The 25,438-nt window shown below is 44.2% G+C and carries 25 protein-coding genes and 1 other annotated feature; of the genes, 6 read left to right on the top strand and 19 right to left on the bottom strand.

Annotated elements, in window-relative coordinates:
* Positions 1–150: 150 nt before the first annotated feature.
* The 3 genes from aroF to aroA are packed head-to-tail and all read left to right on the top strand — an operon-like array spanning position 151 to position 3,552.
* Positions 151–1,164, top strand: coding sequence for a 3-deoxy-7-phosphoheptulonate synthase (gene aroF / locus C1A07_RS15775; RefSeq protein WP_101877950.1), 1,014 nt, complete (start codon positions 151–153; stop codon positions 1,162–1,164).
* Positions 1,165–1,167: 3 nt separating this feature from the next.
* On the top strand, positions 1,168–2,262 hold the full coding sequence (locus C1A07_RS15770; protein WP_101877949.1) for a prephenate dehydrogenase: 1,095 nt from the start codon (positions 1,168–1,170) through the stop codon (positions 2,260–2,262).
* Positions 2,263–2,274: 12 nt separating this feature from the next.
* The gene (gene aroA, locus C1A07_RS15765; protein ID WP_101877948.1) at positions 2,275–3,552 is read left to right on the top strand and encodes a 3-phosphoshikimate 1-carboxyvinyltransferase; all 1,278 of its coding nucleotides are present in this window, start codon (positions 2,275–2,277) and stop codon (positions 3,550–3,552) included.
* A 100-nt stretch (positions 3,553–3,652) separates the two neighbouring features.
* Here the strand turns inward: aroA and C1A07_RS15760 are convergent, their stop codons facing one another.
* Positions 3,653–6,076, bottom strand: a complete 2,424-nt coding sequence (locus tag C1A07_RS15760; protein WP_101877947.1) for a transglycosylase domain-containing protein — start codon at positions 6,074–6,076, stop codon at positions 3,653–3,655.
* Between the two features lie 173 nt (positions 6,077–6,249).
* Positions 6,250–6,490: a binding site (T-box leader), on the top strand.
* A 95-nt stretch (positions 6,491–6,585) separates the two neighbouring features.
* Here C1A07_RS15760 and C1A07_RS15755 point away from each other — a divergent pair.
* Genes C1A07_RS15755 through C1A07_RS15745 form a run of 3 tightly spaced genes read left to right on the top strand, consistent with a single transcriptional unit; the run spans position 6,586 to position 9,373 of the window.
* Entirely contained in the window at positions 6,586–7,689 is a 1,104-nt protein-coding gene (locus C1A07_RS15755; protein WP_101877946.1) for an ABC transporter substrate-binding protein, read from the top strand.
* A gap of 30 nt (positions 7,690–7,719) precedes the next feature.
* Complete coding sequence (locus tag C1A07_RS15750) at positions 7,720–8,607, top strand: ABC transporter permease (protein ID WP_180952304.1); 888 nt, start codon at positions 7,720–7,722, stop codon at positions 8,605–8,607.
* Positions 8,600–9,373, top strand: coding sequence for an ABC transporter ATP-binding protein (locus tag C1A07_RS15745; RefSeq protein WP_101877944.1), 774 nt, complete (start codon positions 8,600–8,602; stop codon positions 9,371–9,373). The genes C1A07_RS15750 and C1A07_RS15745 overlap by 8 nt, the downstream gene beginning before the upstream one ends.
* Positions 9,374–9,445: 72 nt before the next feature.
* Here C1A07_RS15745 and C1A07_RS15740 read toward each other — a convergent pair whose 3' ends face one another.
* The 18 genes from C1A07_RS15740 to C1A07_RS15655 form a co-directional block, all read right to left on the bottom strand.
* Positions 9,446–10,015, bottom strand: coding sequence for a manganese efflux pump MntP (locus tag C1A07_RS15740; RefSeq protein WP_101877943.1), 570 nt, complete (start codon positions 10,013–10,015; stop codon positions 9,446–9,448).
* A gap of 140 nt (positions 10,016–10,155) precedes the next feature.
* Positions 10,156–10,947: a hypothetical protein gene (locus C1A07_RS15735; RefSeq protein ID WP_101877942.1), complete on the bottom strand. Its 792-nt coding sequence runs from the start codon at positions 10,945–10,947 to the stop codon at positions 10,156–10,158.
* On the bottom strand, positions 10,928–11,503 hold the full coding sequence (locus C1A07_RS15730) for an RNA polymerase sigma factor (protein ID WP_101877941.1): 576 nt from the start codon (positions 11,501–11,503) through the stop codon (positions 10,928–10,930). Before C1A07_RS15730 ends, C1A07_RS15735 begins: the two co-directional genes overlap by 20 nt.
* Before the next feature lie 112 nt (positions 11,504–11,615).
* The gene (locus C1A07_RS15725; protein ID WP_101877940.1) at positions 11,616–12,761 is read right to left on the bottom strand and encodes a glycosyl hydrolase family 18 protein; all 1,146 of its coding nucleotides are present in this window, start codon (positions 12,759–12,761) and stop codon (positions 11,616–11,618) included.
* Between the two features lie 76 nt (positions 12,762–12,837).
* The gene (locus C1A07_RS15720) at positions 12,838–13,416 is read right to left on the bottom strand and encodes a chromate transporter (RefSeq protein WP_101877939.1); all 579 of its coding nucleotides are present in this window, start codon (positions 13,414–13,416) and stop codon (positions 12,838–12,840) included.
* Positions 13,413–13,976, bottom strand: coding sequence for a chromate transporter (locus C1A07_RS15715; RefSeq protein ID WP_101877938.1), 564 nt, complete (start codon positions 13,974–13,976; stop codon positions 13,413–13,415). Before C1A07_RS15715 ends, C1A07_RS15720 begins: the two co-directional genes overlap by 4 nt.
* Positions 13,977–13,994: 18 nt before the next feature.
* The gene (locus C1A07_RS15710; RefSeq protein ID WP_101877937.1) at positions 13,995–14,306 is read right to left on the bottom strand and encodes an AzlD domain-containing protein; all 312 of its coding nucleotides are present in this window, start codon (positions 14,304–14,306) and stop codon (positions 13,995–13,997) included.
* Entirely contained in the window at positions 14,303–15,013 is a 711-nt protein-coding gene (locus C1A07_RS15705) for an AzlC family ABC transporter permease (protein WP_101877936.1), read from the bottom strand. Before C1A07_RS15705 ends, C1A07_RS15710 begins: the two co-directional genes overlap by 4 nt.
* 21 nt (positions 15,014–15,034) lie before the next feature.
* Positions 15,035–16,066, bottom strand: a complete 1,032-nt coding sequence (locus tag C1A07_RS15700) for a sugar kinase (RefSeq protein ID WP_101877935.1) — start codon at positions 16,064–16,066, stop codon at positions 15,035–15,037.
* Positions 16,067–16,230: 164 nt separating this feature from the next.
* On the bottom strand, positions 16,231–16,878 hold the full coding sequence (locus C1A07_RS15695; RefSeq protein ID WP_101877934.1) for a bifunctional 2-keto-4-hydroxyglutarate aldolase/2-keto-3-deoxy-6-phosphogluconate aldolase: 648 nt from the start codon (positions 16,876–16,878) through the stop codon (positions 16,231–16,233).
* Between the two features lie 443 nt (positions 16,879–17,321).
* Entirely contained in the window at positions 17,322–18,050 is a 729-nt protein-coding gene (locus tag C1A07_RS15690) for a YebC/PmpR family DNA-binding transcriptional regulator (RefSeq protein ID WP_101878177.1), read from the bottom strand.
* Between the two features lie 123 nt (positions 18,051–18,173).
* Positions 18,174–19,556 carry an MATE family efflux transporter gene (locus tag C1A07_RS15685; RefSeq protein ID WP_242972339.1) on the bottom strand — a complete coding sequence of 461 codons (1,383 nt, stop codon included), beginning with the start codon at positions 19,554–19,556 and terminating at the stop codon, positions 18,174–18,176.
* Positions 19,557–19,567: 11 nt separating this feature from the next.
* On the bottom strand, positions 19,568–20,887 hold the full coding sequence (locus C1A07_RS15680; RefSeq protein WP_242972338.1) for a hemolysin family protein: 1,320 nt from the start codon (positions 20,885–20,887) through the stop codon (positions 19,568–19,570).
* Positions 20,888–21,062: 175 nt separating this feature from the next.
* Complete coding sequence (locus C1A07_RS15675; RefSeq protein ID WP_101878174.1) at positions 21,063–21,410, bottom strand: type II toxin-antitoxin system PemK/MazF family toxin; 348 nt, start codon at positions 21,408–21,410, stop codon at positions 21,063–21,065.
* Between the two features lie 172 nt (positions 21,411–21,582).
* A complete protein-coding gene (gene alr, locus C1A07_RS15670) occupies positions 21,583–22,746 on the bottom strand; it encodes an alanine racemase (RefSeq protein WP_101878173.1) in 1,164 nt (387 codons plus the stop codon).
* A 51-nt stretch (positions 22,747–22,797) separates the two neighbouring features.
* Positions 22,798–24,321 (bottom strand): NAD(P)H-hydrate dehydratase, encoded by a 1,524-nt coding sequence (locus tag C1A07_RS15665; RefSeq protein ID WP_101877933.1) that lies wholly within the window; start codon positions 24,319–24,321, stop codon positions 22,798–22,800.
* Complete coding sequence (acpS, locus tag C1A07_RS15660) at positions 24,318–24,686, bottom strand: holo-ACP synthase (protein ID WP_101877932.1); 369 nt, start codon at positions 24,684–24,686, stop codon at positions 24,318–24,320. Before acpS ends, C1A07_RS15665 begins: the two co-directional genes overlap by 4 nt.
* Positions 24,683–25,342 (bottom strand): redox-sensing transcriptional repressor Rex, encoded by a 660-nt coding sequence (locus tag C1A07_RS15655; RefSeq protein ID WP_101877931.1) that lies wholly within the window; start codon positions 25,340–25,342, stop codon positions 24,683–24,685. Before C1A07_RS15655 ends, acpS begins: the two co-directional genes overlap by 4 nt.
* Between the last annotated feature and the right edge of the window lie 96 nt (positions 25,343–25,438).

Genomic DNA, 25,438 nt, shown 5'->3' with positions numbered 1-25,438 from the left:
TATCCATCTTCTTTATTAATCAATAGTTTAAACTGTCAAACTTTAAAGTATTAAATCATTGACAACTTTCAAGGGATGGGATAAAATCAAGAATGTATTGATTCAGCAATTGTATTCAACATAAACCAACACAAAAGGAGTTACTAAATTATGATTATTATTATGAAGCCCAGCGCTTCCCAAAAGGATGTTCAGAATATTACACGTTTAATTGAATCTAAAGGTTTAACTGCCCACCTTTCAGAGGGAACTCAGGTTACGATTGTAGGCGTGGTAGGCGACAAAAGCCGCTTAGCAGGCATCAACCTGGAAATCTCCCAGGGCGTTGACAAGGTTGTGCCTGTAACTGAGTCCTACAAGCTGGTTAACAGGAAATTCCACCCTGAAAATTCCTCTGTTTCTGTAGGTTCTGCAGTGATAGGTCCTGACACCTTAACGATTATGGCAGGTCCATGTGCCATTGAAAGCCAGCAGCAGTTAATTGATACTGCTTTTGCCGTGAAAAAAGCAGGGGCCACCATTTTAAGAGGAGGGGCATATAAGCCGCGCACTTCCCCTTACTCCTTCCAGGGCCTAGAGGAAGAAGGGTTAAAATACATGATGGAGGCCAGACAGGCTACAGGTCTTTCTGTTGTGTGTGAAGTAACCAGTTTAAAGGCCATTGAGAAGGCTGTAAAATATGTGGATATGCTGCAGATAGGCGCCAGAAACATGCAGAATTTCGATCTTTTAAAGGAAGCCGGAAAATCAGGTCTTCCCGTGCTTTTAAAGCGAGGTCTGGCCGCTACTATTGATGAGTGGTTAAACGCCGCCGAGTATATTATTTCAGAGGGAAATGAAAATATTGTGCTGTGCGAGAGAGGTATCCGTACATATGAAACAGCTACAAGAAATACTTTAGACCTTAGCGCTGTGCCTGTGATCCGCAAAAAAAGCCATCTGCCTATTATTGTTGACCCAAGCCACGCCACAGGAGTCAGGGACTATGTGGAGCCTTTGGCAAAGGCTTCTATTGCAGCAGGCGCAGACGGATTAATGATCGAGGTTCATCCCTGCCCTGAGTGTGCCCTGTCCGACGGACCTCAGTCTCTTACTTTTGACGGCTTTGAGGCTCTCGCAGACCAGTTAAGGCCTTATGCTCAATTAGAAGGAAGGAAGTTTTAAATTATGGAAGCTGTAGTAGGCTTTATCGGCCTCGGCTTAATCGGAGGCTCTATTGCAAAGGGGTTAAAAAGAGCTCACCCTGAAATTAAAATTATGGCTTATATGCGCTCTTCCTCCCGCCTGGAAAAAGCCCACGAGGATGGCGTGGTGGATATTATTTTAGACGGTATTGACCGCCAGCTGTCACAATGCGATATGATTTTCCTGTGTACCCCTGTAGAGTTTAACGCCGGCTATTTAAAACAGCTGAAGCCTCTTTTAAAGCCCGGGGCCATTATTACAGACGTAGGCAGCACAAAAACCAGTATTCATCAGGCTGTCGCCAATCTGCAAATGGAGCGCTGCTTTGTTGGCGGACATCCTATGGCCGGCTCTGAAAAAACAGGATATGAAAATTCTACAGATCACCTTTTAGAAAACGCGTACTATATGATTACCCCGGCCTCTGAAGACAATCCTATGCACATTGAGCGGGTAAAGGCAATCGCTCAGGCCTTAGGCGCTATTCCCAAGGTAATCAGCTATGAGGAACACGACTTTGCAGTGGCCGCCATCAGCCATCTGCCTCATATTATTGCTTCCTCCCTGGTAAATCTGGTACAGGAAAAGGACAGCCCAGATGAAATTATGAAGCAGATTGCCGCCGGAGGTTTTAAGGATATTACCAGAATCGCCTCCGCCTCTCCTGAAATGTGGGAGCAGATCTGTATGACCAATACAGATAATATTATAAAGATTCTGGAGCAGTATATCTCCTCCTTATCACATGTGCTTTCTGATTTGAGGCAAAGAGACAGCCAGGCAGTTCACCGCCTGTTTCAGAATTCCAGGCAGTACAGAGATTCTATTTCTGACAGGACAAAGGGAGCCATTGAGCCAGAATACTCATTCTCCGTAGATATTGTAGACGAGGTAGGATCTATTTCCACACTGTCTGTTATTTTGGCCGCCAAAGGCATCAGTATAAAAAATATTGGCATCAATCACAGCAGAGAACATGGGGAGGGCGCTTTGCGCATTACCTTTTATGACGAAGGCTCCATGGAGGCTGCCTGGAATCAGCTTACCAGGTATAAATATGATTTAATGAAAATGTAAAGGAGATTTCCTATGAAATTTCAAAAATCTTCCCCTCTTAGAGGGGAAATTTCTATTCCCGGAGATAAATCCATTTCTCACAGAAGCGTTATGTTCGGGGCTATTGCTAAAGGAACTACTGAAATTACCGGTTTTCTTCAGGGAGCTGACTGTCTGTCCACAATTTCCTGTTTTCAGGCTATGGGCGTGTGTATCAGCAATGATAATGGAAAAATTACAGTAATGGGCAGAGGGCTCCGGGGACTGAAAAAGCCGGATTCTGTTTTAGACTGCGGAAACAGCGGCACCACCACCAGACTAATATCCGGAATCCTTTCTGCCCAAAGCTTTCATACAGTGCTTACAGGAGATGCTTCTATACAAAAACGGCCTATGAAGCGGATTATAGAGCCGCTTTCTCTTATGGGAGCTAAAATTTCCAGCATAAACGGCACCGGCTGCGCCCCTCTTTCCATTGAGGGCTGCCATTTAAAAGGGATTCATTACTCCTCTCCTGTAGCTTCCGCTCAGGTAAAATCAGCGATTTTGCTGGCCGGCCTTTACGCTGAGGGTGAAACAAAAGTAACGGAGCCCGCCCTTTCCCGCAATCACACAGAGCTGATGCTTTCCGGCTTTGGGGCAGATGTAAAAACAGAAAATACTACAGCTATTATAAAGCCTGCCAAAGAGCTTTACGGGCAGAAAATACAGGTTCCCGGAGATATTTCCTCAGCCGCCTTTTTCCTGGCTGCCGGACTTCTCATCCCCGGCTCTCAGATTTTAATTAAAAATGTGGGAATCAATCCCACCAGAGACGGCATTTTAAAGGTTTTCATAAAAATGGGAGGCAATATTCAGCTTTTAGACAAAAGAATAGTTTCAGGGGAGCCTGTGGCTGATATTCTGGTAACTGCCAGTTCTTTACACGGCACAGAAATCAGCGGTCCTGTGATTCCCACTTTAATTGACGAGCTTCCTGTTGCCGCTATGGCCGCCTGCTTTGCCGACGGAGTTACTGTTATAAAAGATGCGGCGGAGCTGAAAGTAAAAGAATCTAACAGAATTGAAGCCATGGTTGAGAATTTAAAGGCTATGGGAGCTGATGCAGAGGAAACAGAGGACGGCATGATTATAAAAGGGGGCAGACCCCTTCACGGCGCTGTAATTGACAGCCGCTTAGACCACCGAATCGCCATGACCTTTGCAGTAGCCGGCTTAATGGCAGACGGGGAAACAGAGATTCTTGGAGCAGACTGCGTAAATATTTCCTACCCTGAGTTTTATTCAGACCTAAATAAGCTGCACAGCTAAAAATAAAAATAGGGAACCATTATCCACAAAAATAGGGGAACCCCAAAAATCCCGTTGGCGAAATTTGGGGTTCCCCTATTTTTTTCTCTGTTCAGAACACTCAGCCGCCGGACATGGCTGCGTTTAAGGTTTCATTCATCTGTCTGGATAAAGTATTTCCGTAAATCTGGTCAATCAGGCTTTTTGCCTGGTTATACAAAGACTGCTTTGTGTCTGGATCAGCAGCAGCCATTTGATTAATCAGGGCCTGGGCCTGATCGGCAAGGCTGTGATCCTGGCGGTAATTGCCTACAGTGTAATTATCTGCCAGCAGTTCAGAATCATCTCTTCCAGGAAGGTAAGCGCTATTTCCCCCGGAAATTGTTTTCTGTCCTTCTTCCTTTCCAGGCTCAGGAAAGGAAGCTGCCTCCAGGCCTTCTACAAAGTGGCTCATAGCCTGTTTCCATATGGAAGCCGGATAAGTGGAGCCCCAAAGTGAGGATAAGGTTTTAGGCTGATCATATCCTACCCACACAGACATGGTGTAATATGGAGTCATTCCGCAGAACCATCCGTCCTTACTGTTGTTGGTAGTTCCCGTTTTTCCTGCCGCCTCTATATTGCCGCTCCATCCCATTCCCTTGGCTGTTCCTTTTTTCACTACGCCTTTCAGAATGTCTACCATCACTGCCGCTGTATTTTTCTCATATACCTGAGATTCTCCGCTGTTTTTGTAAACATCGATTCCGTTTCTGTCTAACATAGTCATAATACAGGTAGGATCTCTGTACATTCCGCCGTTGGCAAGGGCCGCATAAGCTCCCGCCATTTCTTCTGTAGTGGCGCCGTATGTAAATCCTCCCAGGGAAGAAGCCAGATAATAATCGTCAGGCACAATATTGTCAAATCTCATTTTTGTTAAATAAGACATACCAACCTGAGGCGTAATTTCGTTGTACAGCCACCATGCAACTCCATTTTTACTTTGCTCTACTGCCTGGCGCAAAGTCATAGTATTGCCTGGAAGCTTTGAAACGTCCGCTCCCTTTTTCTTTGCGTCGTCTACGTTAATATTTTTCACAGTAGACTGGGAGGTATAACCGTTTTCTAAAGCCGGAGCATATACAATAATAGGCTTTATAGAGCTTCCCGGCTGTCTGAAACTTTGGAAGGCTCTGTTAAGATTATAAGTGTCTGCCTCCTGAGTTCTGCCTCCTACAATGGCTACCACCTTGCCGCTGCTGTTGTCAATCACTGTAGCGGCCCCCTGAAGAGCATAAATGCCGTTATCAGCCACATTCTCATCAAAGGTTAAAACCTGATCAATAGTGCTTTGAAGGAAAGACTGCTTTTCCGGATCTAAGGATGTATAAATCTGGTATCCTCCTGTGTAAAGCTGATCTCTGGCCTGGCTGTAGGCCTGCTCGTATTTATCCTTGTATGCATTATATTCATCATAGGCGGTAAATCCGTACTGGAATTCAAATCCGTTATCTTTCATTAAATACCGGACTGCACAATCTATTGCATATGTAGTCTCATAATTTCTAAACTCATAATCTGCCTTTTCAATGACAATCTCTTCTGTTAAGGCTTCCTCGTAATCCTCATCTGTAATATATCCCAGGTCGTGCATATCCCCCAGAATCTTATTTCTTCTCTTTAACGCGTTTTCCGGATGTCTGTAGGGATTGTAGTATGTAGGCGAGTTGGGAATGGCGCAAAGGTATGCGATCTGGCTTAACGTCAGCTCTTTTGCCGTTTTTCCAAAGTATCCTTCAGCGGCGGCCTCCAAACCATAATAAGTATTTGCAAAGCTGATGTCATTTACATAGAATTCCATAATCTGCTTTTTAGAATACTTTTTTGTCATCTCCATGGCAATCAGGATTTCTTTCGCTTTTCTCTCTATAGATACTTCTCTTGTAAGAAATCTGTTTCTCACCAGCTGCTGTGTAATAGTGCTGGCCCCGTGAACCTCTTCCCCCTCTGTCCTGAAATAATTCAGACCTACTCTTATAATTCCCTTTAAATCAAAGCCTGAATTTTCCCAAAACGTTCTGTCCTCAATAGCAATAAAAGCATTGATTGCATCCTCCGGGATTTCCTCATATGGCAAGTAGGTAGAATCCTCATCTTTTGTCAGCTTGGCAATCACATCTCCCTGATTGTCATAAATATAGCTGGACTCCTGAAGGCGGAAGGTATCTAAATCACTTTCTGCCACAATCTCCACTGCCTGCTGGCTAAATTCCTCATATTTAGGATAAATCACCGTCACTCCTACCGCTATAGAAGCAATCAGCGCCAACACACATATAATGAATAATGACTGAAAGAAAAACCGGAACAGCTTAAACAGCGGCCTGAAAATAATCCGCAGATATTTAAACAGGATAATAAAAAATCTGGCCACTGGGTTTTGTCCTGTTGATTTTCGTTTTCCGGCCTTATTGTTTTCATCCCTTTCCGGGGCTTTTTGAGCTGTCAAAGAACTGTTCTCCTCTTTGCCTTCTTCCTGAATTTTGTCCTTCTCTGTATTCATCTTGTTCCCCTTTGTAAAATGAATTGCTTTTCTGCCTTACACTTTATCATATTTCTTACTATAGTTCAAATTGAATTTTCTTATTTCCATATATATTCAGAATTTTATCTATGAAATTTTAATTTCCAGTTGACAAACCAGATTTTCTGTATTAACATAATGGGCATAAATAAGAAAAACCGTTGAGAAAGAGAAGTAAGCTTTCAGATAACATGACAGAGAGCCGCTGCAGGTGGAAATGCGGTGTGGAATCGAAGGCTGAATGGACTTTTGAGGGCTGTCCTGAACCTGTTTTCAGTAAGTAGGGACTGACGGAAACCGCCACCGTTATCTGCGCGGCATATATGTTGGTATATGATAAAGTGGACTTACAGTCAATTTGAGTGGCACCGCGGATTATTATTCGTCTCAAGAAAGGATCGTCGATCTTTTCCTGAGGCGTTTTTTTGTCTCTTCTTTCAAAGTAAGTTCTTATACCACAGAATTTCTAATCAAGGAGGATTTTAATTATGAAAAAAGCAATGACAGCATTATTAGTAACAGCTATGGCAGCATCTATTTTGGCAGGCTGCGGAGGAAAACAGGCTTCTTCTGAAAGCTCAGAAGTTTCTTCTCAGACACAGGCTTCTGATACACAGGGTTCTTCAGAGGGCGATTCTTCATCTGAGGATCAGTCTCAGGAAGCAGCTTCCGGCTCCTACACAATTGGCATCGGACAGTTTGCAGTACACGGCTCCTTAGACAACTGCAGGGAGGGCTTTTTACAGGGTCTTGCAGAGGAAGGACTGATTGAAGGCCAGAACTTAACTGTTATATATGAAAATTCCCAGGCAGATCCCAGCATTGCGGCCCAGATTGCAAGCAATTTCGCGGCGCAGGATGTGGATTTAATGTGCGGAATCGCCACTCCTATTGCTCAGAATGAATATAATGTAGGCAGAAAAAATAATATTCCTGTTATTTATACAGCCATCACTGATCCGGTTGCCGCTGAACTGGCAAATGCAGACGGAACTCCAGTAGGCGAGGTTACAGGAACAAGCGATAAGCTGCCTGTAAAACAGCAGCTGGAAATGATCAGAGCCATTCTTCCAGAAGCAAAATCTATTGGAATTCTTTACACCACCAGCGAGGTAAATTCTCTTTCAACAATTGAAGAATATAAAACTTTAGCTCCTGAATATGGCTTTGAAATTGTAGAAGGCGGCGTGTCTGCCACCTCAGATATTCCTCTGGCAACTGACAGACTTTTAGAGAAGGTAGATTGTCTCAGCAACCTGACAGATAATACTGTAGTTTCTTCCCTTCCTTCTATTCTTAACAAGGCAAATAAAAAGAATATTCCTGTATTTGGAAGTGAAATCGAGCAGGTAAAAATCGGCTGTCTGGCAGCTATGGGACTGGATTATGTAGCCCTTGGAAATCAGACCGGAAAAATGGCTGCAAAGGTGCTGAAGGGTGAAGCTAAAGCCAGCGAAATGAATTATGAGACAATTACAGAAGCAGCCTTCTACGGCAATTCACAGGTAGCCGAGGACCTGGGAATTAGTCTTCCTGATGATTTAGTATCATCTGCAAAAGAAATGTTCAGCTCCATTGAAGCGGCTAATTAAGCTGAATAAAATATAATTATTTGGAGGCGTATCATGCAGATACTTCTAGGTATTTTAGAGGAAGGCCTGGTTTATGCCATTATGGCTCTGGGCGTATATATTACTTATAAAATTCTGGATTTTCCGGATTTGTCAGTGGACAGCACTTTTCCTTTGGGGGCCGCTTTGACGGCCACCCTGATTTTAGCCGACGTTCCACCTTTTGCCACTTTATTTTTATCATTTTTGGCAGGGGCGGCGGCAGGCTGCGTCACAGGCTTTATCCATGTAAAATTAAAGGTTCGGGATCTTCTTTCCGGAATTATCGTTATGACCGGCCTCTATTCTGTTAATTTAAGAATTGCCAGCGGACGGGCCAATCTTCCTATTTTCAGTAAGGATACTATTTTTGAAAATCAATGGCTGGCCTCTCTGCCTCAGTCTATCAGCCCATATATGATTGTAATTATTTTATTTGCAATTATTCTGGTCTGCAAAATTCTTTTAGATCTTTATTTAAAAACACGGTCCGGCTTTTTGTTAAGAGCTGTAGGCGACAATGATGTGATTGTAACATCCTTGGCTAAGGATAAGGGCATGGTGAAAATCGTAGGTCTGGCCATTGCCAACGGCTTTGCCGCATTGGCGGGATGTATTTACTGCCAGCACAAATCCGGATTTGAAATTTCCATGGGCACAGGCACTATGGTAATTGGATTGGCCAGCGTAATTATGGGAACACAGCTGTTTTCCCATATGACCTTTATAAAAGCTACCACAGCAGTGATTATTGGCTCCATCCTTTATAAGGCATGTATTTCTATTGCTATTTCTTTAGGGCTGGAGGCATTTGATCTGAAGCTGATTACTGCCATTCTCTTCCTGGTGATTCTTGTCATCAGCAATACCAGCAAAAGGAAGGTGAAAAACCATGCTTGAAATCAATCATATTGAAAAGTTTTATAATGCAGGAACTGTAAATGAAATGTGTTTATTTCACGATTTTTCTCTTACCATTGGAGATCACGAGTTTGTATCTGTAGTAGGCAGCAACGGTTCCGGAAAAACCTCTCTTTTAAATATTATCTGCGGCAGCATTCCCTTAGACGGCGGCCGTCTTGTAATGAACAATACAGATATTACAAAAATGCCTGAATATAAAAGGCAGAGAAAAATAGGACGCGTTTATCAGAACCCTGCTATGGGCACCTGCCCTGACATGACTATTTTGGAAAATATGTCCCTGGCAGATAATAAGGGAAAGCCTTTTAATTTGCTGCCAGGCACTAACAAACAGAGAATCGAGTTTTACAGAGATCAGCTTAGATCCTTAGGATTAGGACTGGAGGATAAACTCCACGTAAAGGTAGGCGTTTTGTCAGGAGGACAGCGTCAGGCTATGGCTCTTCTCATGTCCACTATGACGCCTATTGAATTTTTAATTTTAGATGAGCACACAGCCGCCCTAGATCCTAAAACAGCTGAAACTATTATGGAGCTTACTGACAAAATAGTAAAAGAAAAAAATCTGACAACCATTATGGTTACTCACAATTTAAGATACGCAGTAGAGTATGGAAACCGGCTTCTGATGATGCATCAGGGCCAGGCAATTATAGATAAAAAAGGACCGGAAAAAGCCGCTGTTCAAATCGACGATATTTTAGATATGTTTAATGAAATCAGTATAGAATGCGGAAACTAAAAAGGAAGACTTCTGTTTATTACTTTATTACGTGTAAGCAGAAGCCTTCCTTTTTCTATTCATATGTATATTTTAAAATATTCCTATATGCTCCAGGAGAATTTTCACTCCCAGACAGACTAGTATTATGCCTCCGGCCAGCTCTGCCTTAGACTCATAGCGGGCGCCGAAAACATTGCCTGTTTTTACTCCTGCTCCTGACAAAATACATGTGACAACTCCTATAAATGCCACTGCCGGGCCGATTTTCACATCCAAAAAGGCAAATGTAACTCCCACCGCCAAAGCGTCGATGCTGGTGGCCACAGCCAGCAGAAACATATCTCTCACTGCCAGGGAGGCATCCGGCCCATTTTCACATTCCTCTTCCGCCCCCAGGGCTTCCCTGATCATATTAATGCCAATAATCCCTAAAAGCACAAATGCAATCCAGTGATCAATAGCAGAAATCTGGTTTTTAAACTGGCTTCCCAAAAAGTATCCGGCTAAGGGCATCATGGCCTGAAAGCCGCCAAACCACAAGCCTACCACAGCCATTCTTTTTAAGCTCACTGTTTTCATAGCCAAACCTTTGCAGATAGATACGGCAAAGGCGTCCATAGAAAGCCCTACGGCCAAAACAAATAATGTGAAAATACTCATATCCTGTCTCCTGTCCTGTTTCAATATGGCTGGTTCAGCCGCATAAATAAGGTGCCGCCTTATAAGTGCAGCACCTTAAACATTAGTATAATTTATCACATTCTCTTATGTTTTTCAAGCTTTTTTGGCTATGCAGCCTTTTATCTGGCATCGATCATTTCCTTTGCCATTTGAATCATCTGATCTCCGCCTACAGAAGAATCCTCATAGGACAGCAGGCTATAATGGATTCCTCCGTCGTCCCAGGCAACAAACTGCATTGTTTTCTCCTGTTTTCCCTCTGGAATTCCGTAGCTGATAATTAATTTTCCTTCCTCCTGAAGCTTCAGCTCCTCCTCTGTAGGTTCATACTCTCCCTCTACAAATATATATTGGTTTTCATAATAATTAATATCCAGTCCTTTATAGTTTTCTGTTTTTACCAGCCCGGTATTTTCCTCCTCAGTCATAGGCTTTCCAATGGAGGCTGAAATTCTGGAACCGTCTTTTTCGTACTCTAAAGACAGCTCCTTTTCCGTTTGTATTACAGTTCCGTTTTCATCAAATCCGTTTACATCTAATAAAAATCCTTTTTGAAATTTATAGCCGTTTGAGAATTTTTCCACTGAATACGGCATAAATCCTAATTCCTTTTCCGAGGAAGCTACCTGGCTGTAGGCGGTGTAGGTAGGCTTGTCGTTTCTGTGGCTGGAGCCTAAGCCTACGATCTTTCCCGCTCCTAATACTCCAAATGCTGCAAACATACACATTGCCGCTGCCAGTACTGCTATTTTCTTTCTGCTGCTTAATTTCATAATTTTTTCCTTTCCTATGCCGGCTTTATCTTTAATTTCACATAAAGCCTTTTCCTCTTCCTCACGGGTCATCACTGCTTCCCCTGCTTTTCTTAACAGCGCTTCTCTTACTGCCTTGTCAAACTGTTCTTCTCTCATAGAAATCCTCCTTTTCCTGTCCCTCTAACAGCAGCCTTAAATTTCTTCTGGCAGCGTAAAGTCTGGATTTTACAGTTCCTTCCATACATCCTATGGCCTTGCTGATTTCCTTTGCAGTCATCTGATTAAAATAATAAAGCACAACTACTGTTCTCTGTTTTACCTCCAGCCGGGCCACTGCTTCATAAAGCAGTTTATTTTCCTCCTGGGTAAGAACCTGGTTTAAAATTTCTATTTCAGACGGCTGATTTTCTTTTGTCTCCCAGATTTCCTCTGCCGGCTGTTCTTTTCTCTGTTTTTTCAAATAGCGCCAGGCAGTTCTGGTCATAGTTTGAATCAGCCAGCTTTCAAACCGCTCTGCCTCCCTTAATTTTTTTCTGTAGATATAACATTTGACAAAGGTTTCCTGCAGAATATCTTCACTGTCAGTTTTGTTTCCGGAAAGCAGATAAGCCATCCGAAACACTTTTCCCTGATATTTGTGGTACAGCCAGGAAAATGCCTGTTCATCTCCCTGCTGCATCTGTCTGATTATTTTTATTTCTGTGTCGTCCATGGCAAATCTCCTTTCCTATTAGGTGCACCTGTATATAAGAGTCTTATGGCAGAAAAAAGGTTCATTTTTTCCGCAAAAAAATGAACCTTGCCTGTAAAGCTTTATATGTATTTTATGAAAAAAGGGGTTTTTTCACAATAAATTCATCTTCCATAATCAGCCAGCTGGCCCGAAACAGCTGCATCAGCTGCCAGTAACCGGCCCCTTTTAATCCATACTCCTGTACAAGGTCCATTTTGGCCTGCACAGACCTGGCGTCCTCAAACCACACCTCATGCAAAATCCCGTACTGCCAGTACTGAAAGTAGGGGGACAGCGCTTGAGAATCAAACTGTATAGGCACGCCGTACTGGATAGCCAGCTGCACTGCTTCTATATTTCCCATAATTCTGGCTTTTGTAGTTCCTCTTTCATAAGGCAGAGGCCAATCATAGCCATAATTGGGCATTCCCAAAATTATTTTTTCCGGTGGAATTTCAGTAAGCGCATATTCTAAAACACGGCGCACCATATAAGCAGGCGCCACGGCCATAGGCGCTCCGTATGTATATCCCCATTCATACGCCATAATAAAGACTTCATTTGCAGCCCCTCCTAAGGCCTTATAATCTACCCCCTGGTATAAAAGTCCCTGCTGGTCCCTGGAGGTTTTAGGCGGAAGGGCCACTGACACCTTGTACCCAAACACGTTCATTACCTCAGTCAGCTTTCTCACAAATCCAGTAAATTTATCTTTTTCCTCAGCCAGAATATACTCAAAGTCTACATTAATCCCTGCGTATCCTTTTTTCACCATTACGCTTCCCAGATGCCATATCAGCTGTTCCTGCAATTTTTCATTGTTCACCAGGCTGGAAATCAGCATATTATTAAAATGTCCGTCCTCCCCCAGAGAGGTTAAGGTTAATATGGGAAGCGCCTGATGGGCCCTTGCCTCCTCAATCATCCACTCATCATCTGCAAAAGGCGGCACTAATTCCCCCTGCTGAGTAAATCCGTAGGAAAAAACTGAGATTTCTGACAAATAAGGCAAGGTTTCCCTTAATACCCACGGGCTGATAAAAGGGTATGCATAACCTGATGATATTATTTCTTTTCTTTCTCTGTTCCTGTTTAATCTTATTACAAGCGCCTGTCCCACCGCCAGGCGGTAGGGATATACCAGCTGATTATCATAAATCAAATCAGACACATTTACCTGGAACCTGGCTGCGATCTCATCTATATTATCTCCTGTCTCCACTGTATAAATTTCCATAAGCCATCTCGTTTCCTGCTATTTACCCATATTATATGATGAAACGGCCAGGATATTTATGTTTTTTCCCGTAAAATCATAGACCTAATAATCTGCAGCCATAAGGCACGGCCGCCTCTCCTATGCCGCAGAGAAGCATAACTAAAATCGGGCTCCATTTTTTCCACCGCAGCAAAATAAAAGCAGTCAAAAATAAAACCACCTGGAATATTTGTATATGTTCTATGGAAATAGAAGCGCCTTCTCCGAAAAAAGCTGATTTTATAATTAAGATTCCCGCTGAAGCCACCATGGCCACTACAGCAGGTCTTAGACAAGAAAGAATACTTTGAAGCATTGTCAGATTTTTATATTTTACATACAGCCAGGCAATGAAAGATACTAAAATACAGGAAGGAAACACACAGCCTAAGGTGGCGTTTACAGCGCCTATGGGACCGGCCACTTTCAGCCCCACAAAGGTAGCCGCGTTAATTGCAATAGGACCTGGGGTCATCTGGGATATTGTAATCAGATTATTAAACTCTGCAGGCAGCAGCCACCCATTTCCCTCTACAACCTGCTGCTGAATAAAGGGCAGTGCTGCATATCCTCCCCCAAAGCTAAATAATCCGATTTGAAAAAAGCTGAGAAACAGCTGCAGATATATGTTCATCTTTCTGGCCTCCATTTTCCTGCGGCCAGGCGCAGGACGCCTATAAACCCGCACACTACAATAATCACCGCTGAATTTACACTGAAAAAGCAGGCAGCTATAAAGGCGGCGGCCATAATTAAATCTGAAAACCAGCTTTTTTCCTTTGCCACTGCCGCTCCCATATCTACTGTCACAGAGGCGATTACAGCCGCCACTCCCGCCTCCATTCCTTTTAACAGCAAAGCTACCAGTTCATTTGTGCGAAAGGCTTCATAGCACAGGGAAATCACTGACAGAATCACAAAGGGCGGCAGAACGGTGCCTAAAACCGCGACCAAAAGCCCTGGAAATCCGGCCAGCTTTATTCCCACTGCAATGGCCCCGTTTACAGCAATGGGCCCTGGAGCCGATTGGGCGATAGCCACAAAATCCAGCATCTCTTTTTCATCTATCCAGTGCAGCTCATCTACAAACTTTTGTTTCATTAAGGTAACTATTACATATCCGCCTCCAAATGTAAATGCACTTAAAGTTAATGTAGACCAAAACAGCTTGAAAAGCAGCTTTTTCCTTTCCATATGTCTTGCCTCCTGTTTCTAAAAGCCAACTGCCTGTATTGCCCAGGCTGCAAATGAAGCTCCCACAGCCACTGTTAAAAGGCCTCTGTTGCAGTAGGCCAAAATCACTGCCGCCGCGCAGCCGCCTGCTGAGGATAACCTGGAGCCTGTAGCGGAAAAAATAGCCGGAAAGGTCATTGCAGAAAGGACTACATAGGGCACATAATATAAAAATGATTTTACAAACACATTTTTTATTTTCTTTTTAAATATTACCATGGGAAGCATACGGATCACATATGTAGTTCCCGCCATAATGGCTACGCATATGAGAATATATTTTAAATTCATTCCTCTTCCTCCTTGGATGTTACGGGAAATAATAATGCTGCAATTCCGCTTACTGCTATTGTAATTATAATAATGCTCCAGCCTCCTGAAAGTATTTCAGGAAAAGGCAGGTATGTAAACATTACGCTGCAGACTACCGCCAATGCTGCTGCAAAAAATACAGATTTAGATTTTCTGGCGGCTGGAATCACTATGGCAATAAACATGCCGTATAAGGCGATTCCCAGGGCGGAGGAAACGCTTTCAGGCAGCAGGCTGGTTACAGCCCCGCCTACAAAGGTGCCTCCCGTCCAGCCTGCCACTGGCAGTAAAATAAGGCCGGCCATGTAGGAAGCCGTCACTGCCTTTGGTCTTTGAACTGCCACTGCGAAAATCTCATCCGTAATTCCAAAGGAAATTCCAAATCGCTTAGGGTAGGACATATTTTCTTCTACTTTCTGAGACAGGGACAAGGACATGAGAAAATACCGAATATTAATTACCAGCATACTGACAATCAGCTCCACATATGTCCCTCCGGCCAAAATCAGGTTTACGCCTGCAAACTGACCGGCGCTTGTTAAATTTGTCAGGGAAATCATTACTACTACCCACAGAGGAATCCCTGACAGCACTGCCATCATTCCAAATGCTGCTGATACGGAAAAATATCCCAGACAAATAGGAATTCCATGGCGCATTCCCTGTATAAACTCATCTTTTCTCATGGTACAATATCCTTCTTTCTCTTATCTGTCCACCCGGCCGGACCGTTCTCCGTGAGCCAGGCGTTCAGCCTCCTGTCTTGTAACCAGGTTAAAATCCCCGGGAATCGTATGCTTTAAAGCAGAAGCTGCCGCCGCAAATTCTAAAGCGTCTTTCATATTCTTCCCGTCTGCCAGACCGCAGATCAGTCCGGCTGCAAAGGCATCCCCGGCCCCTACTCTGTCTACAATGGGATGAATAGTATATTTGGAGGAACGGTAAAATTCTTTTGTTTTTCCGTCCATAATACATGCGGACCAGCCGTTGTGGGAAGCTGAATGGCTTTCTCTAAGAGTGCTGACTACATACTGAAATCCAAACTCTTCCACCATCTGTGAAAACATATGATGGTATCCCTCCAGCTCTAAATGACCTGTATTTACATCGCTGTGGCCAGGCTCAAATCCCAGCACCTTTTGGGCGTCCTCCTCATTTCCAATACAGACATCCACATATTTCATCAGGCCTGTCATTACTTTTTTAGCCTCCTCCTGGCTCCACAGCTTTTTCCTGTAATTTAAGTCTACGGAAACAGTGAGGCCCTGTTTCTTGGCGGCTTTCAGGGCCTCCTCTGCAAGGGCAGCTGCCTTAGGCCCTATGGCAGGGGTGATGCCTGTAAAATGGAACCAGTCTGCATCCTGGAAAATTTTCTCAAAATCAAACAGCCCAGGCTCTGCCAGAGCTATAGCAGAATCCTTCCTGTCATACACTACGTTTGAAGGCCGCATAGAGGTGCCGCTTTCTAAAAAGTAAATGCCCAGCCTGTCCCCTGACCTTGCAATATATTTTGTGCCTACCCCGTACTTTCTTAATGCCGCTACGGCGCACTGACCAATTGGGTTGTCAGGCACTGCTGTAATAAACTCTGTCTCATGTCCAAAGCCTGTGAGAGACACGGCCACATTGGCCTCTCCCCCTCCATAATTTACATCCAGCTGATCTGCCTGTATGAAACGCTGATGGGAAGGCGTGGAAAGCCTTAACATAATTTCTCCCATAGTTATAATTTTTGCCATTTTCGTTTCTCGCTTTCTCTATTTATACTTTTCATCATCAGGCAAATGGAAGGAGTGCCGCCAAACAACGGCTATCTTTAAAAGATCTCCATTATTTGAGACACTCCTCTGCCTGCTGTGAAGGCCCTTTAGGCCTTCGCCCGGCGCCTTTGGCCCTTCAGTCTTTACTGTCCTCTGGCATCCTTTACTGCTTTTACAAACTCCACAGCCTTATTTGTCACAGCTTGGTAATCTCCTGTTTTAGCTCCCTTAGTCAGGCTGCCTCCTGTGCCTACTGCGCACGCTCCTGCTTTAATCCATTTTTCTACATTATCTACGTCGACTCCCCCTGTAGGCATAAATTCTCCCTGTGGCAGAGGGCCTTTAAAGGAGCTGATAGCTCCGGGGCCTACTACATTGCCAGGGAAAATTTTAATAATATCGCAGCCTGCCTCCATTGCCAAAATCGCCTCTGTAGGAGTCATAACCCCGGGGAACACAGGCACTCTGTAGCGGTTGCACAGCTTAATCATATCCAGATTAAGCCCAGGGCTTACTACGTAGGAAGCCCCTGCTAAAATTACAAGTCTGGCTGTCTCAGCATCCAGCACCGTACCTGCTCCGATTACAATATCAGGGGTTTCTTTATATTTTTCCACCATAGCTTTAATAATATCCACAGCTCCAGGCACAGTCATAGTAATTTCAATGAAATGAATTCCTCCTGCAGCTACGGCGTCAATAATCTTCTCACCCTGCTCTTTGCTTTCTGCTCTCACTACTGCTACAATGCCCTCTTCCTTCATTCTGGCAATTATCTGTTCCTTTTTCATTTCAATCTTCTCCTTTCCTGAACCTGGGGGGCTGATTTTTCTTTAAGTATTATACCCACATACATTTATGGTATCATATCCTGACCCAATCTTCCACTTGTTTTATTTCGTCAATCTATTTTTTCTTTATAAAAAATAGTAACACTCGTGAAATACCTCGTGAACTATTTTTCATGTATCCCACGTAAGTGCCTAGAATACAGGCACTAAGTGCTCATAACAATAAAAAATAGTAACACTCGTGAAATACCTCGTGAACTATTTGCTACCCAAAGTTCGCCATAGCGAAGTTTGGGGTTCCCGTCCTTTTTATGGAACGAGGAACGAGTGAAATAAAAAGTCTGCGCCCTGGCCCACACCCACCGAAAGCTTTTCATTTAAAAGAAAAACCCTTTCCCCTGCCCTCGGCAGACAGAAAAGAGTTTTCTTCTTTACCATTGGTTTTACTCGTCCCAGTTGTGATAAACCGCCTGAACGTCGTCGTCCATATCTAACAGATCCAAGATTCTGTTGATCTTCTTTAAATCCTCTTCACTTGTCAGCTCCACCCATGTCTGAGGAATCATTGTTACGTCTGCCTCTGCCATTGGGATACCTGCAGCCTCTAAAGCTTCTCTCACTGCGCTGAACTCGTCTGGATCTGTAAGCACCTCGTAGCTGTCCTCTTCTTCTGAAAAGTCCTCGGCTCCTGCGTCTAAAGCCATCATCATCAACTCGTCCGGGTCCATGTCGCAGTCTTCCTTGGCAATAATAATCTGTCCTTTTTTATCAAACATATAAGAAACGCAGCCTGGCGTGCCTACATTTCCGCCGCCTTTTGTGAAAGCGCTTCTTACATTTGCCGCCGTACGGTTTTTATTGTCAGTAAGGGCGTCTACAATAATTGCCACCCCGTTTGGTCCATATCCTTCGTATGTAATTACCTCGTAATTTACAGAGTTGGCGTCCCCTGCAGCTTTTTTAATTCCACGGTCAATGGTATCGTTTGGCATGTTGTTGGCCTTCGCCTTAGCAATTACATCCCTAAGCTTGCTGTTGTTAGCTGGATCTGCTCCGCCTTCCTTTACAGCCACAGCGATCTCTCTTCCGATTACAGTAAAGATTTTTCCCTTTGCCGCATCATTTTTTTCTTTTTTATGCTTGATATTAGCAAACTTTGAATGTCCTGACATAAATAACTCTCCTTTTTCTATTTCTTCTGTTTCATCCTGCAAATACCTTCCAGGCAAAGCTGCCTGGCAAAATACATCTTATGTATTCTATCATCAAATTTTCTCTGTGACAAGTAGGAGTTTCTACCCTACCGCCAGGTTTCTCAGCCATTTTTTCTGCCTGTACCGCCAGTAGCCGATAATCAGCTTATATATTTCCTCTGACAAGACCATTGCATACACAATATAAATTGGCTGCTTTAAGAATAATCCCCCTAAAAATGCCATTGGGATTCCAATAAGCCACACTCCGGAAATATCTATAAACAGGCACATTCTGGTATCCCCGCCGCTTCTTAACACTCCTACAATATTTACATAATTAAACATCTTAAACGGCATGTAGCAGGCAAATACAATTAAGCATCTGCTTACATTTTCAGCTACGTGAATCGGTATATTGTCCCCGTACAGTCCAATAATGTTCCACCTGAGGAGAATACAGAATACTGCTCCTATGCCTGTAACTATAAATTGGAGAATGAAAAAATAAACGGCATATTTTTCCGCCCGCTTCAGCTTTCCAGCCCCCATTTCATTGCCCAGAATTACTGCAGTAGCCGCGCTAAGGCCCTGGAACAGCACTGTCACCAGATCCTGTATGGTGGTGGCGATGGTAATGGCCGCCACCGCGTCGTCCCCCATTCTGCCATAAGCCATAGAATAAATAGTTGTTCCCAGGCCCCACACAAATTCATTGGCAATTACAGGGGAGGCTGTAATGAAAAACAGCTTTAAAAATTGTCCGGAATATCCAAACATATCCTTTAACCGGCAGGCTAAGGGAGATTTTCCCACATACACTACGCATATAATCAAAAAGCATTCCAGCATTCTGGCTATTAATGTTGCAAGAGCCGCTCCCTGAACGCCTAAAGCCGGAGCCCCCAACTTTCCGAAAATCAATATGTAGTTAAAAATAATATTTGTGGCAATGGCCACGCAGCTGATGACAACAGGGGCTTTTACCTGATTTACCGCCCTCAGCATGGCCACATATGTATTTGTCACGGCAATAAACGGATATGTTAAACATGCCACCAGTAAATAAGAGCTTCCCACTGCAATGCTGGACTCACTGGCTGTGAAAATGCGCATCACATGCTGAGGACAGACTCTGGCAGGAATCAGAAAGGCTAGGGCTGAAATAACGGCTAAGGTAAGGGCCAGCCCTAATACCTTTCTAATATTTTTAATGTCCTTATTGCCAAAATACTGAGCGGCCAAAATTCCGGAACCGCTGACTATTCCAAATACCAGCAGGGAAAACACGAAAAATACTTTATTTGCCAAACCTACGGCGGCGATAGCTGTAGAGCCCAGACTTCCAATCATCAAGTTGTCCACTAAATTTACTACTGTATTTAAAAGTCCCTGTATGGCCACCGGTATAGCAATCATTACTGTTTTCTTTAAAAAGCGTCTGTCCCCCAGCATGGCCCTTGTATCTGCTGCAATTTTACTCATAAGTCACCTTTTCATTTTTCTGTTTTTACAGCCTTCACCAGACTGACCATTTTATTTTCCATTTTCAAAATTCTGAAGGAATATCCGCCGTATTCTGCACAAGGCCTTTCATCCTCCCCTGGTATTCTCCCCAGCAGAGAAATTAAAAAGCCGTTTACTGTATCATACTCTTCCTCCCCCTCCTCTGAAAGGGTTGTCTTTAAGGCGGCTTCCACCTGATCTAAGGGGGCCATGCCTTTGATTATGAATGTGCCGTCCCCATTTTCCCGGATGTACTCCTCTTCCTCGTCATACTCGTCCAGAATATTGCCTACAATCTCCTCTAAAATGTCCTCCATAGTAATGATGCCGGAGGTTTGTCCGTATTCGTCCACCACAATTTCCATATGAATTTTTTCCGCCTGCATCTCCTGAAATAAATCGCTGACGTTTCTGCTTTCAGGTATAAAATGAGCCAGCCTTAAAAGTCCTTCAATATCTTCTATGGCTGTTTCCTCATACACCTGTTTCTCTCTGTACACCATAGCGTCCCGCATGTGGAGAATTCCTATAATATCGTCTATATCCTCTCTGTATACAGGAAAACGGGAGTTATTTCCCTCCTCCAGAATAAAATGCGCCGCCTGGCCCAAGGTCATTTTGCCGTCCAGGGCCACCACATTTGTCCTGTGGGTCATAATTTCCTCTGCCTTTTTATCATCCAGCTGGAAAATATTGGTGATCATTTCCGCCTCGCTGGCCTCTAAAACACCTTGCTCATGTCCTTCATTTACCATAGACATAATTTCTTTTTCTGTTACATTGTCCTGGTCTGCAGGTTTATCTATTCCCAACACCTTTAAAAATACCCAGGAAATGCCCATAGCGGCGCTGGTAAAGGGAAACAGTACTGTTTCCACCGCCTTAACCACAGGCAAAAGGGCCCTGCTCCACCCCTCCGGGTGCTCTGCCGCCCATCTTTTTGGAATAACAGTTCCCAGACTGACAAAAAGTATAATAGCCGCCGCCCCTCTTAGAAGAACTTTCCAGGAAGGCAGGGAGCCAAAAATCAGCCCTCCAAATATGTAAGCCCCTGTTGCAACATAAAGAATTGCAGTATATGTCTGTATTGTATGGACAAACCTGCCTGGTCTGTTCACTATGGAAAGCAAATCCTTTTCTTTTCTGCTTCCCTTTTCTGCTTCCTCCTCTAAGGCCTCCTCGTCTACATTCTGAATTGCCGAGCCAAAGCCGTATAAGGCTGCCTCCAGCAAAAGAGCGCAAAACACTGCTCCTATTCTCCACCCCGAATAATCGCCGTCCATAATTTTTTCTTCTCCTTTGTATCCCATCCGTTTTTCCACAGACTGAAAGAGGGCGCCGCGCAATGCCTAAACCTGTAAACAAAAATGCTGCAACACCCTCTCTTAAAATTGTAAGTACCTATAGCAATATAACAGATTTGCCTTTTTTCGTCAATCCCTTGTAAATTCAGGCTTTTTTCGCTAAACTTTGCCTTTCCCCAGACTATGTATCAAGTTCCAGGCTGACCATCAGCGCATAGTCCACTTTTTCCTGAAGTTCTTCATCTATATGACATATTTTTTCTCTCAGCCTTTGCTTGTCAATAGTTCTCAGCTGCTCTAAAAGAATTACCGAGTCTTTGACCATGCCGCACTTTTTTGTATCCAGTTCCACATGAGTGGGCAGCTTTGCCTTATTCATTCTGGAGGTTATAGCTGCGCAGATTACTGTGGGGCTGTGTTTATTTCCAATGTCATTTTGTATAATAAGAACCGGCCTGACCCCACCCTGTTCAGAGCCAACTACAGGCCTTAAATCCGCATAATAAATATCACCTCGTCTGATTATCACAATCTCACACTCCGTCAATCGTTTTCCTGTCTTTAGTATTGCCTGCTTTCAGACAGCCTATTCCAGAAAAATGCGACTGGTTTCGCCATATTCTGACGTCCCTCTCCGCCTGGTTTTAAAACCGGCTGGAGAAAACGGCCTACTTCATCATATGACGTTTTCCTGTGGGATGTTATTCAGAAAAATAATCTTTACAATCTATAGCTTTCCCTTTTTTATAATACACTCTGGGCATCCGCTTTCCTACAGAACACAAAATTTCATAGTGAAAGCCTCCCCCTGATTCTGCCATTTCCTCAGCTGTAATCTCTTCCTCCCCGTCTCTTCCAAGCAAAGTCACTGTACTCCCCTCCCTGGCCTCAGGAATATGAGTTACATCCACCATCATCTGATCCATGCATACCCGCCCTAAAACCGGCGCTCTTTGTCCGCAGATTAACACCTGCCCCTTTCCTGATAAGCTTCTGGAATATCCGTCAGCATATCCAATGGGAATGGTGGCTACCCTGGTAGGTGCTTTTGCCACAAAGGCTCCTCCGTAGCTGACAGGGGTGCCCGGCTCTATAGTTTTTACATAAACTACATAGCTTTTCCAGCTCATAACCGGCTTTAGGGGAACCGCCTCCCTGTCCACCTGGTCAGAAGGGTACAAACCGTAAATAGAAATTCCCGCCCTGACTAAATCCATATGGGCCTGCTTTAAATCTATAATTCCCGCGCTGTTAGAACAATGCTTTATAGGAATATGTACGCCCAGGTTCTCCAGCATATTTACAAATGAAGTAAATTTTAAAAGCTGCTGCTGTGAACAGTTTTTGTCTGTCTCGTCAGCCCTGGAAAAATGAGTAAAAATCCCCTCTGTCTCCACAAAAGGCAGCTCCCATATTTTTTTTGCCGTTTCAGCTGATTCCAAGTCAGGTCTCATGCCGATTCTGCTCATTCCTGTATCTACAGCCAGGTGAATATATCCTGTTTTCTTTCTGGCCGCCCCATAGTGGGAAAACAGTTTCGCTTTATCATACTGGAACATGGCGATTCTGATTTCATTGTCCAGCACCTCATTATACCGGCTTTCTCCCACTACTCCCAGCACCAGAATATTTTTCTTTATGCCGTGTCTTCTTAAAATCAACGCCTCGTCCACAGTGGAAACTGCATACCCCTGAACATAAGAATCCATAACCCTAGCCGCCCACACTGCCCCGTGTCCGTAGCCGTCCGCCTTTACTACTCCCATTATTCCCGCTCCGGGAGACAAATGATCTCTCATGGCTTTCATATTGCTTTCTATGGCGTCCAGATCAATAGCGGCATACCCTCTGTCATATAACTGAATTCTTTTTTCTATATCCATATATTCCATTTTGCCTTCCTCCGCTGTCTGCCCTTATCTTTTATACATTTCTGCCACCTGTCCCAGACAATCAGCTATGTCGCCGGCTAAAACTCCGTACTGCCCTTTTTTTGCAGCTGCCTCCTGTCCTGCCAGTCCGTGTAAGTAAACCCCCAGCCGGGAGGCCTCTTCCTCCTCCATGCCCTGAGCTAGAAGAGCTGCTATACTCCCTGTCAGCACGTCCCCGGAGCCGCCTTTAGCCATAGCGCTGCATCCGCTTGTATTAATATACACAGGTCCTTCCTTCCCTGCAACTGCCGTGGCCCCGTCCTTTAACACACATGTAACCCCGTAGGCCGCCGCATATTCTCTGGCCGCCTCCGGCAGATTTTCCTTGATCTCCCTGACGGTTTTTCCAGTAAGTCTGGCCATCTCCCCCGGGTGAGGCGTAATAATAATATTTTCTGTAAAATACCCGGTCAATTCTTTTTCCTCGGCCACAATATTCAGTCCGTCGGCATCCAGCACAAGAGGCGAGCACACATAATTTAAAACGTCCCTGACCAGATTTTTCGTGTAAGGCTCTCTGCCGATTCCAGGCCCTAAAACTACCACGTCCGCATCTGCGCACTCCTTTTCTATTAAGGCAGATACCTGCTGCCACTCTTCCGGCGTATTTCCCGGACAATATGTTACCGCCACTGCCTCCGGCAGCTTTTCCTGAATAACAGTTCGGTTGCTTTCTACTGTCATTACCTTTACAAGGCCGGCTCCCAGCCTGTATGCAGCCAAAGCGCTAAGATATGCGGCTCCGCACATATTTTTGCTTCCCGCCACAATTAACACCTTCCCAAACGTTCCCTTGTTGGAATCGGAAGGCCTTTGAGGCAGACGCTTCACGTCCTCTGTATCGTAAACCAGGCCAGCCGCATGTGCCTTTTCCAGACTGACTTTTGGGAAACCAATGTCAGCCACCGTCACCTTACCGCTGTAGGTTCTGCCAGGCTCTAAAGCTGTTCCCATTTTCTCATATCCAAAGGTTACTGTTCTGTCTGCTTTTAAAGCCGTTCCCATAACGGCCCCTGTATCCGCGCTGATTCCGGAGGGAATGTCTACAGCCAGCACCTGCTTTTTAGGGATTCCCTTTAAAAATTCTAAATACTCTCTGTACCTGCCTTCCACCTTGCGGCTTAAACCTACGCCGAAAACGCTGTCTATAACCAGGTCGCACTGCCCTGGCAGATATTCTAAAAACTCCATAACCGGCACGTTCAGTTTTTCCGCAATGGAAAGCTGCAGCTTTAACTCTTCTGTCCCTTTTTCTCTGTCCGCAGCCAAAAGAACTGAAACGTCATATCCTTTTTCCTTCAGCATCCTAGCCGCCGCCACTCCGTCCGCTCCGTTATTTCCCATTCCGCAGGCCGCCAGAATTTTCCCCCCTGAAGCAGTCATTTTTTCTGCCTCCAAGGCTACTGCCGCCGCAGCTCTTTCCATAAGCACTAAGGAAGGTATCCCTATTTCCTCAATAGTATACTGATCAATGGCCTTCATCTGTGAACTGGTAACAAGATATCTCATTTTTCCTCTCCCTCTCCTACAGCAAAAGCCAGGGCATACTGGCCGGTATTTGTAATAGACACCTCTATTCTTGTAATTCCAGCCTCCTCCCGGCACTTTTCAGCATTGTTATGCAGCCTGACATAAGGCTTCCCAAGAGGGTTTCTTAAAACCTCTATCTCTTTCGGATAAAAAGTCCTGAAACCTGTTCCCAGCACCTTTGCCACTGCCTCTTTCACAGCAAAACTGCCGGCCAGCCGGGAAACATTTCCCCCAGCCTGCCGGCGTTCTTCTTCTGTATAAACACGAGCCAGAAAGGCCTCCTTTTTTACCGCCTTTTCTACCCGCTGTATCTCCACCATGTCGGTTCCCACACCTATGATCATAGTTTTTTCTGAACTCCATTTTTCTGGTCCTGCATGTTGCTTACGCGGTAGGATAAGCGCATCAGACTTTCTGACAAATGTACATTTTCCACTACCACATCCTCCGGCGTGTTTAAATCCACATGAGCAAAATTCCAGATTGCCTTGATGCCTGCCTTTACCAGCCTGTCCGCAATCTCCGGAGCCTTCATTTTAGGAATTGTGAGAGCGGCAATCTGAACATTATTGTCTACAATAAACTGTTCCAAATCATCCACGCCTCTGATTTCAATTCCCCTGACTACTAAACCAATTAATCTGGGATTTATATCGAACATGCCCTTAATTACAAAACCTCTTTTTTCAAAATTGGCGTAGTTGGCAATGGCCTGACCTAAATTTCCCGCTCCTATAATAATCAGATTATGCTGTCTGTCAATACCCAGGATTTTTGCAATCTCTGTATATAAGTACTTTACATTATATCCATATCCCTGCTGCCCAAAGCCGCCGAAATTATTTAAATCCTGACGAATCTGGGAGGCAGTCACCTTCATTTTCTGGCTTAATTCATTGGAAGAAATTCTCTCTACTCCATCCTCCAGCAATTCTCCTAAATATCTATAGTACCTTGGAAGCCTGGAAATGACTGCCTTAGATATTTCTTTCTCTGCCATGACACTTTTCCCCTCCTACGTCGTAATTACTCTTTCTCTTTATTATAACTTTGCGTCAAAAAAATGTCAAACCATTTGTATTCTTGAAAAAAATTA

The organism is Lachnoclostridium edouardi, assembly GCF_900240245.1.
Taxonomy (GTDB): domain Bacteria; phylum Bacillota; class Clostridia; order Lachnospirales; family Lachnospiraceae; genus Lachnoclostridium_A; species Lachnoclostridium_A edouardi.
The sequence above is the reverse complement of the archived record's forward strand: the minus strand, read 5'-3'. Positions and strand labels throughout refer to the sequence as shown.

What these genes read in the sequence shown, in the direction of transcription:
- C1A07_RS15720 (WP_101877939.1), bottom strand. Translation starts at nt 13,416, where the DNA reads ATGAACATATATCTGCAGCTGTTTCTCAGCTTTTTTCAAATCGGATTA.
- C1A07_RS15715 (WP_101877938.1), bottom strand. Translation starts at nt 13,976, where the DNA reads ATGGAAAGGAAAAAGCTGCTTTTCAAGCTGTTTTGGTCTACATTAACT.
- C1A07_RS15710 (WP_101877937.1), bottom strand. Translation starts at nt 14,306, where the DNA reads ATGAATTTAAAATATATTCTCATATGCGTAGCCATTATGGCGGGAACT.
- C1A07_RS15740 (WP_101877943.1), bottom strand. Translation starts at nt 10,015, where the DNA reads ATGAGTATTTTCACATTATTTGTTTTGGCCGTAGGGCTTTCTATGGAC.
- C1A07_RS15680 (WP_242972338.1), bottom strand. Translation starts at nt 20,887, where the DNA reads ATGGGATACAAAGGAGAAGAAAAAATTATGGACGGCGATTATTCGGGG.
- C1A07_RS15705 (WP_101877936.1), bottom strand. Translation starts at nt 15,013, where the DNA reads ATGAGAAAAGATGAGTTTATACAGGGAATGCGCCATGGAATTCCTATT.
- C1A07_RS15725 (WP_101877940.1), bottom strand. Translation starts at nt 12,761, where the DNA reads ATGGAAATTTATACAGTGGAGACAGGAGATAATATAGATGAGATCGCA.
- aroA (WP_101877948.1), top strand. Translation starts at nt 2,275, where the DNA reads ATGAAATTTCAAAAATCTTCCCCTCTTAGAGGGGAAATTTCTATTCCC.
- C1A07_RS15695 (WP_101877934.1), bottom strand. Translation starts at nt 16,878, where the DNA reads ATGAAAAAGGAACAGATAATTGCCAGAATGAAGGAAGAGGGCATTGTA.
- C1A07_RS15760 (WP_101877947.1), bottom strand. Translation starts at nt 6,076, where the DNA reads ATGAATACAGAGAAGGACAAAATTCAGGAAGAAGGCAAAGAGGAGAAC.
- C1A07_RS15690 (WP_101878177.1), bottom strand. Translation starts at nt 18,050, where the DNA reads ATGTCAGGACATTCAAAGTTTGCTAATATCAAGCATAAAAAAGAAAAA.
- C1A07_RS15735 (WP_101877942.1), bottom strand. Translation starts at nt 10,947, where the DNA reads ATGAGAGAAGAACAGTTTGACAAGGCAGTAAGAGAAGCGCTGTTAAGA.
- C1A07_RS15730 (WP_101877941.1), bottom strand. Translation starts at nt 11,503, where the DNA reads ATGGACGACACAGAAATAAAAATAATCAGACAGATGCAGCAGGGAGAT.
- C1A07_RS15745 (WP_101877944.1), top strand. Translation starts at nt 8,600, where the DNA reads ATGCTTGAAATCAATCATATTGAAAAGTTTTATAATGCAGGAACTGTA.
- C1A07_RS15770 (WP_101877949.1), top strand. Translation starts at nt 1,168, where the DNA reads ATGGAAGCTGTAGTAGGCTTTATCGGCCTCGGCTTAATCGGAGGCTCT.
- acpS (WP_101877932.1), bottom strand. Translation starts at nt 24,686, where the DNA reads ATGATCATAGGTGTGGGAACCGACATGGTGGAGATACAGCGGGTAGAA.
- C1A07_RS15755 (WP_101877946.1), top strand. Translation starts at nt 6,586, where the DNA reads ATGAAAAAAGCAATGACAGCATTATTAGTAACAGCTATGGCAGCATCT.
- C1A07_RS15685 (WP_242972339.1), bottom strand. Translation starts at nt 19,556, where the DNA reads ATGAGTAAAATTGCAGCAGATACAAGGGCCATGCTGGGGGACAGACGC.
- aroF (WP_101877950.1), top strand. Translation starts at nt 151, where the DNA reads ATGATTATTATTATGAAGCCCAGCGCTTCCCAAAAGGATGTTCAGAAT.
- C1A07_RS15665 (WP_101877933.1), bottom strand. Translation starts at nt 24,321, where the DNA reads ATGAGATATCTTGTTACCAGTTCACAGATGAAGGCCATTGATCAGTAT.
- C1A07_RS15700 (WP_101877935.1), bottom strand. Translation starts at nt 16,066, where the DNA reads ATGGCAAAAATTATAACTATGGGAGAAATTATGTTAAGGCTTTCCACG.
- C1A07_RS15655 (WP_101877931.1), bottom strand. Translation starts at nt 25,342, where the DNA reads ATGGCAGAGAAAGAAATATCTAAGGCAGTCATTTCCAGGCTTCCAAGG.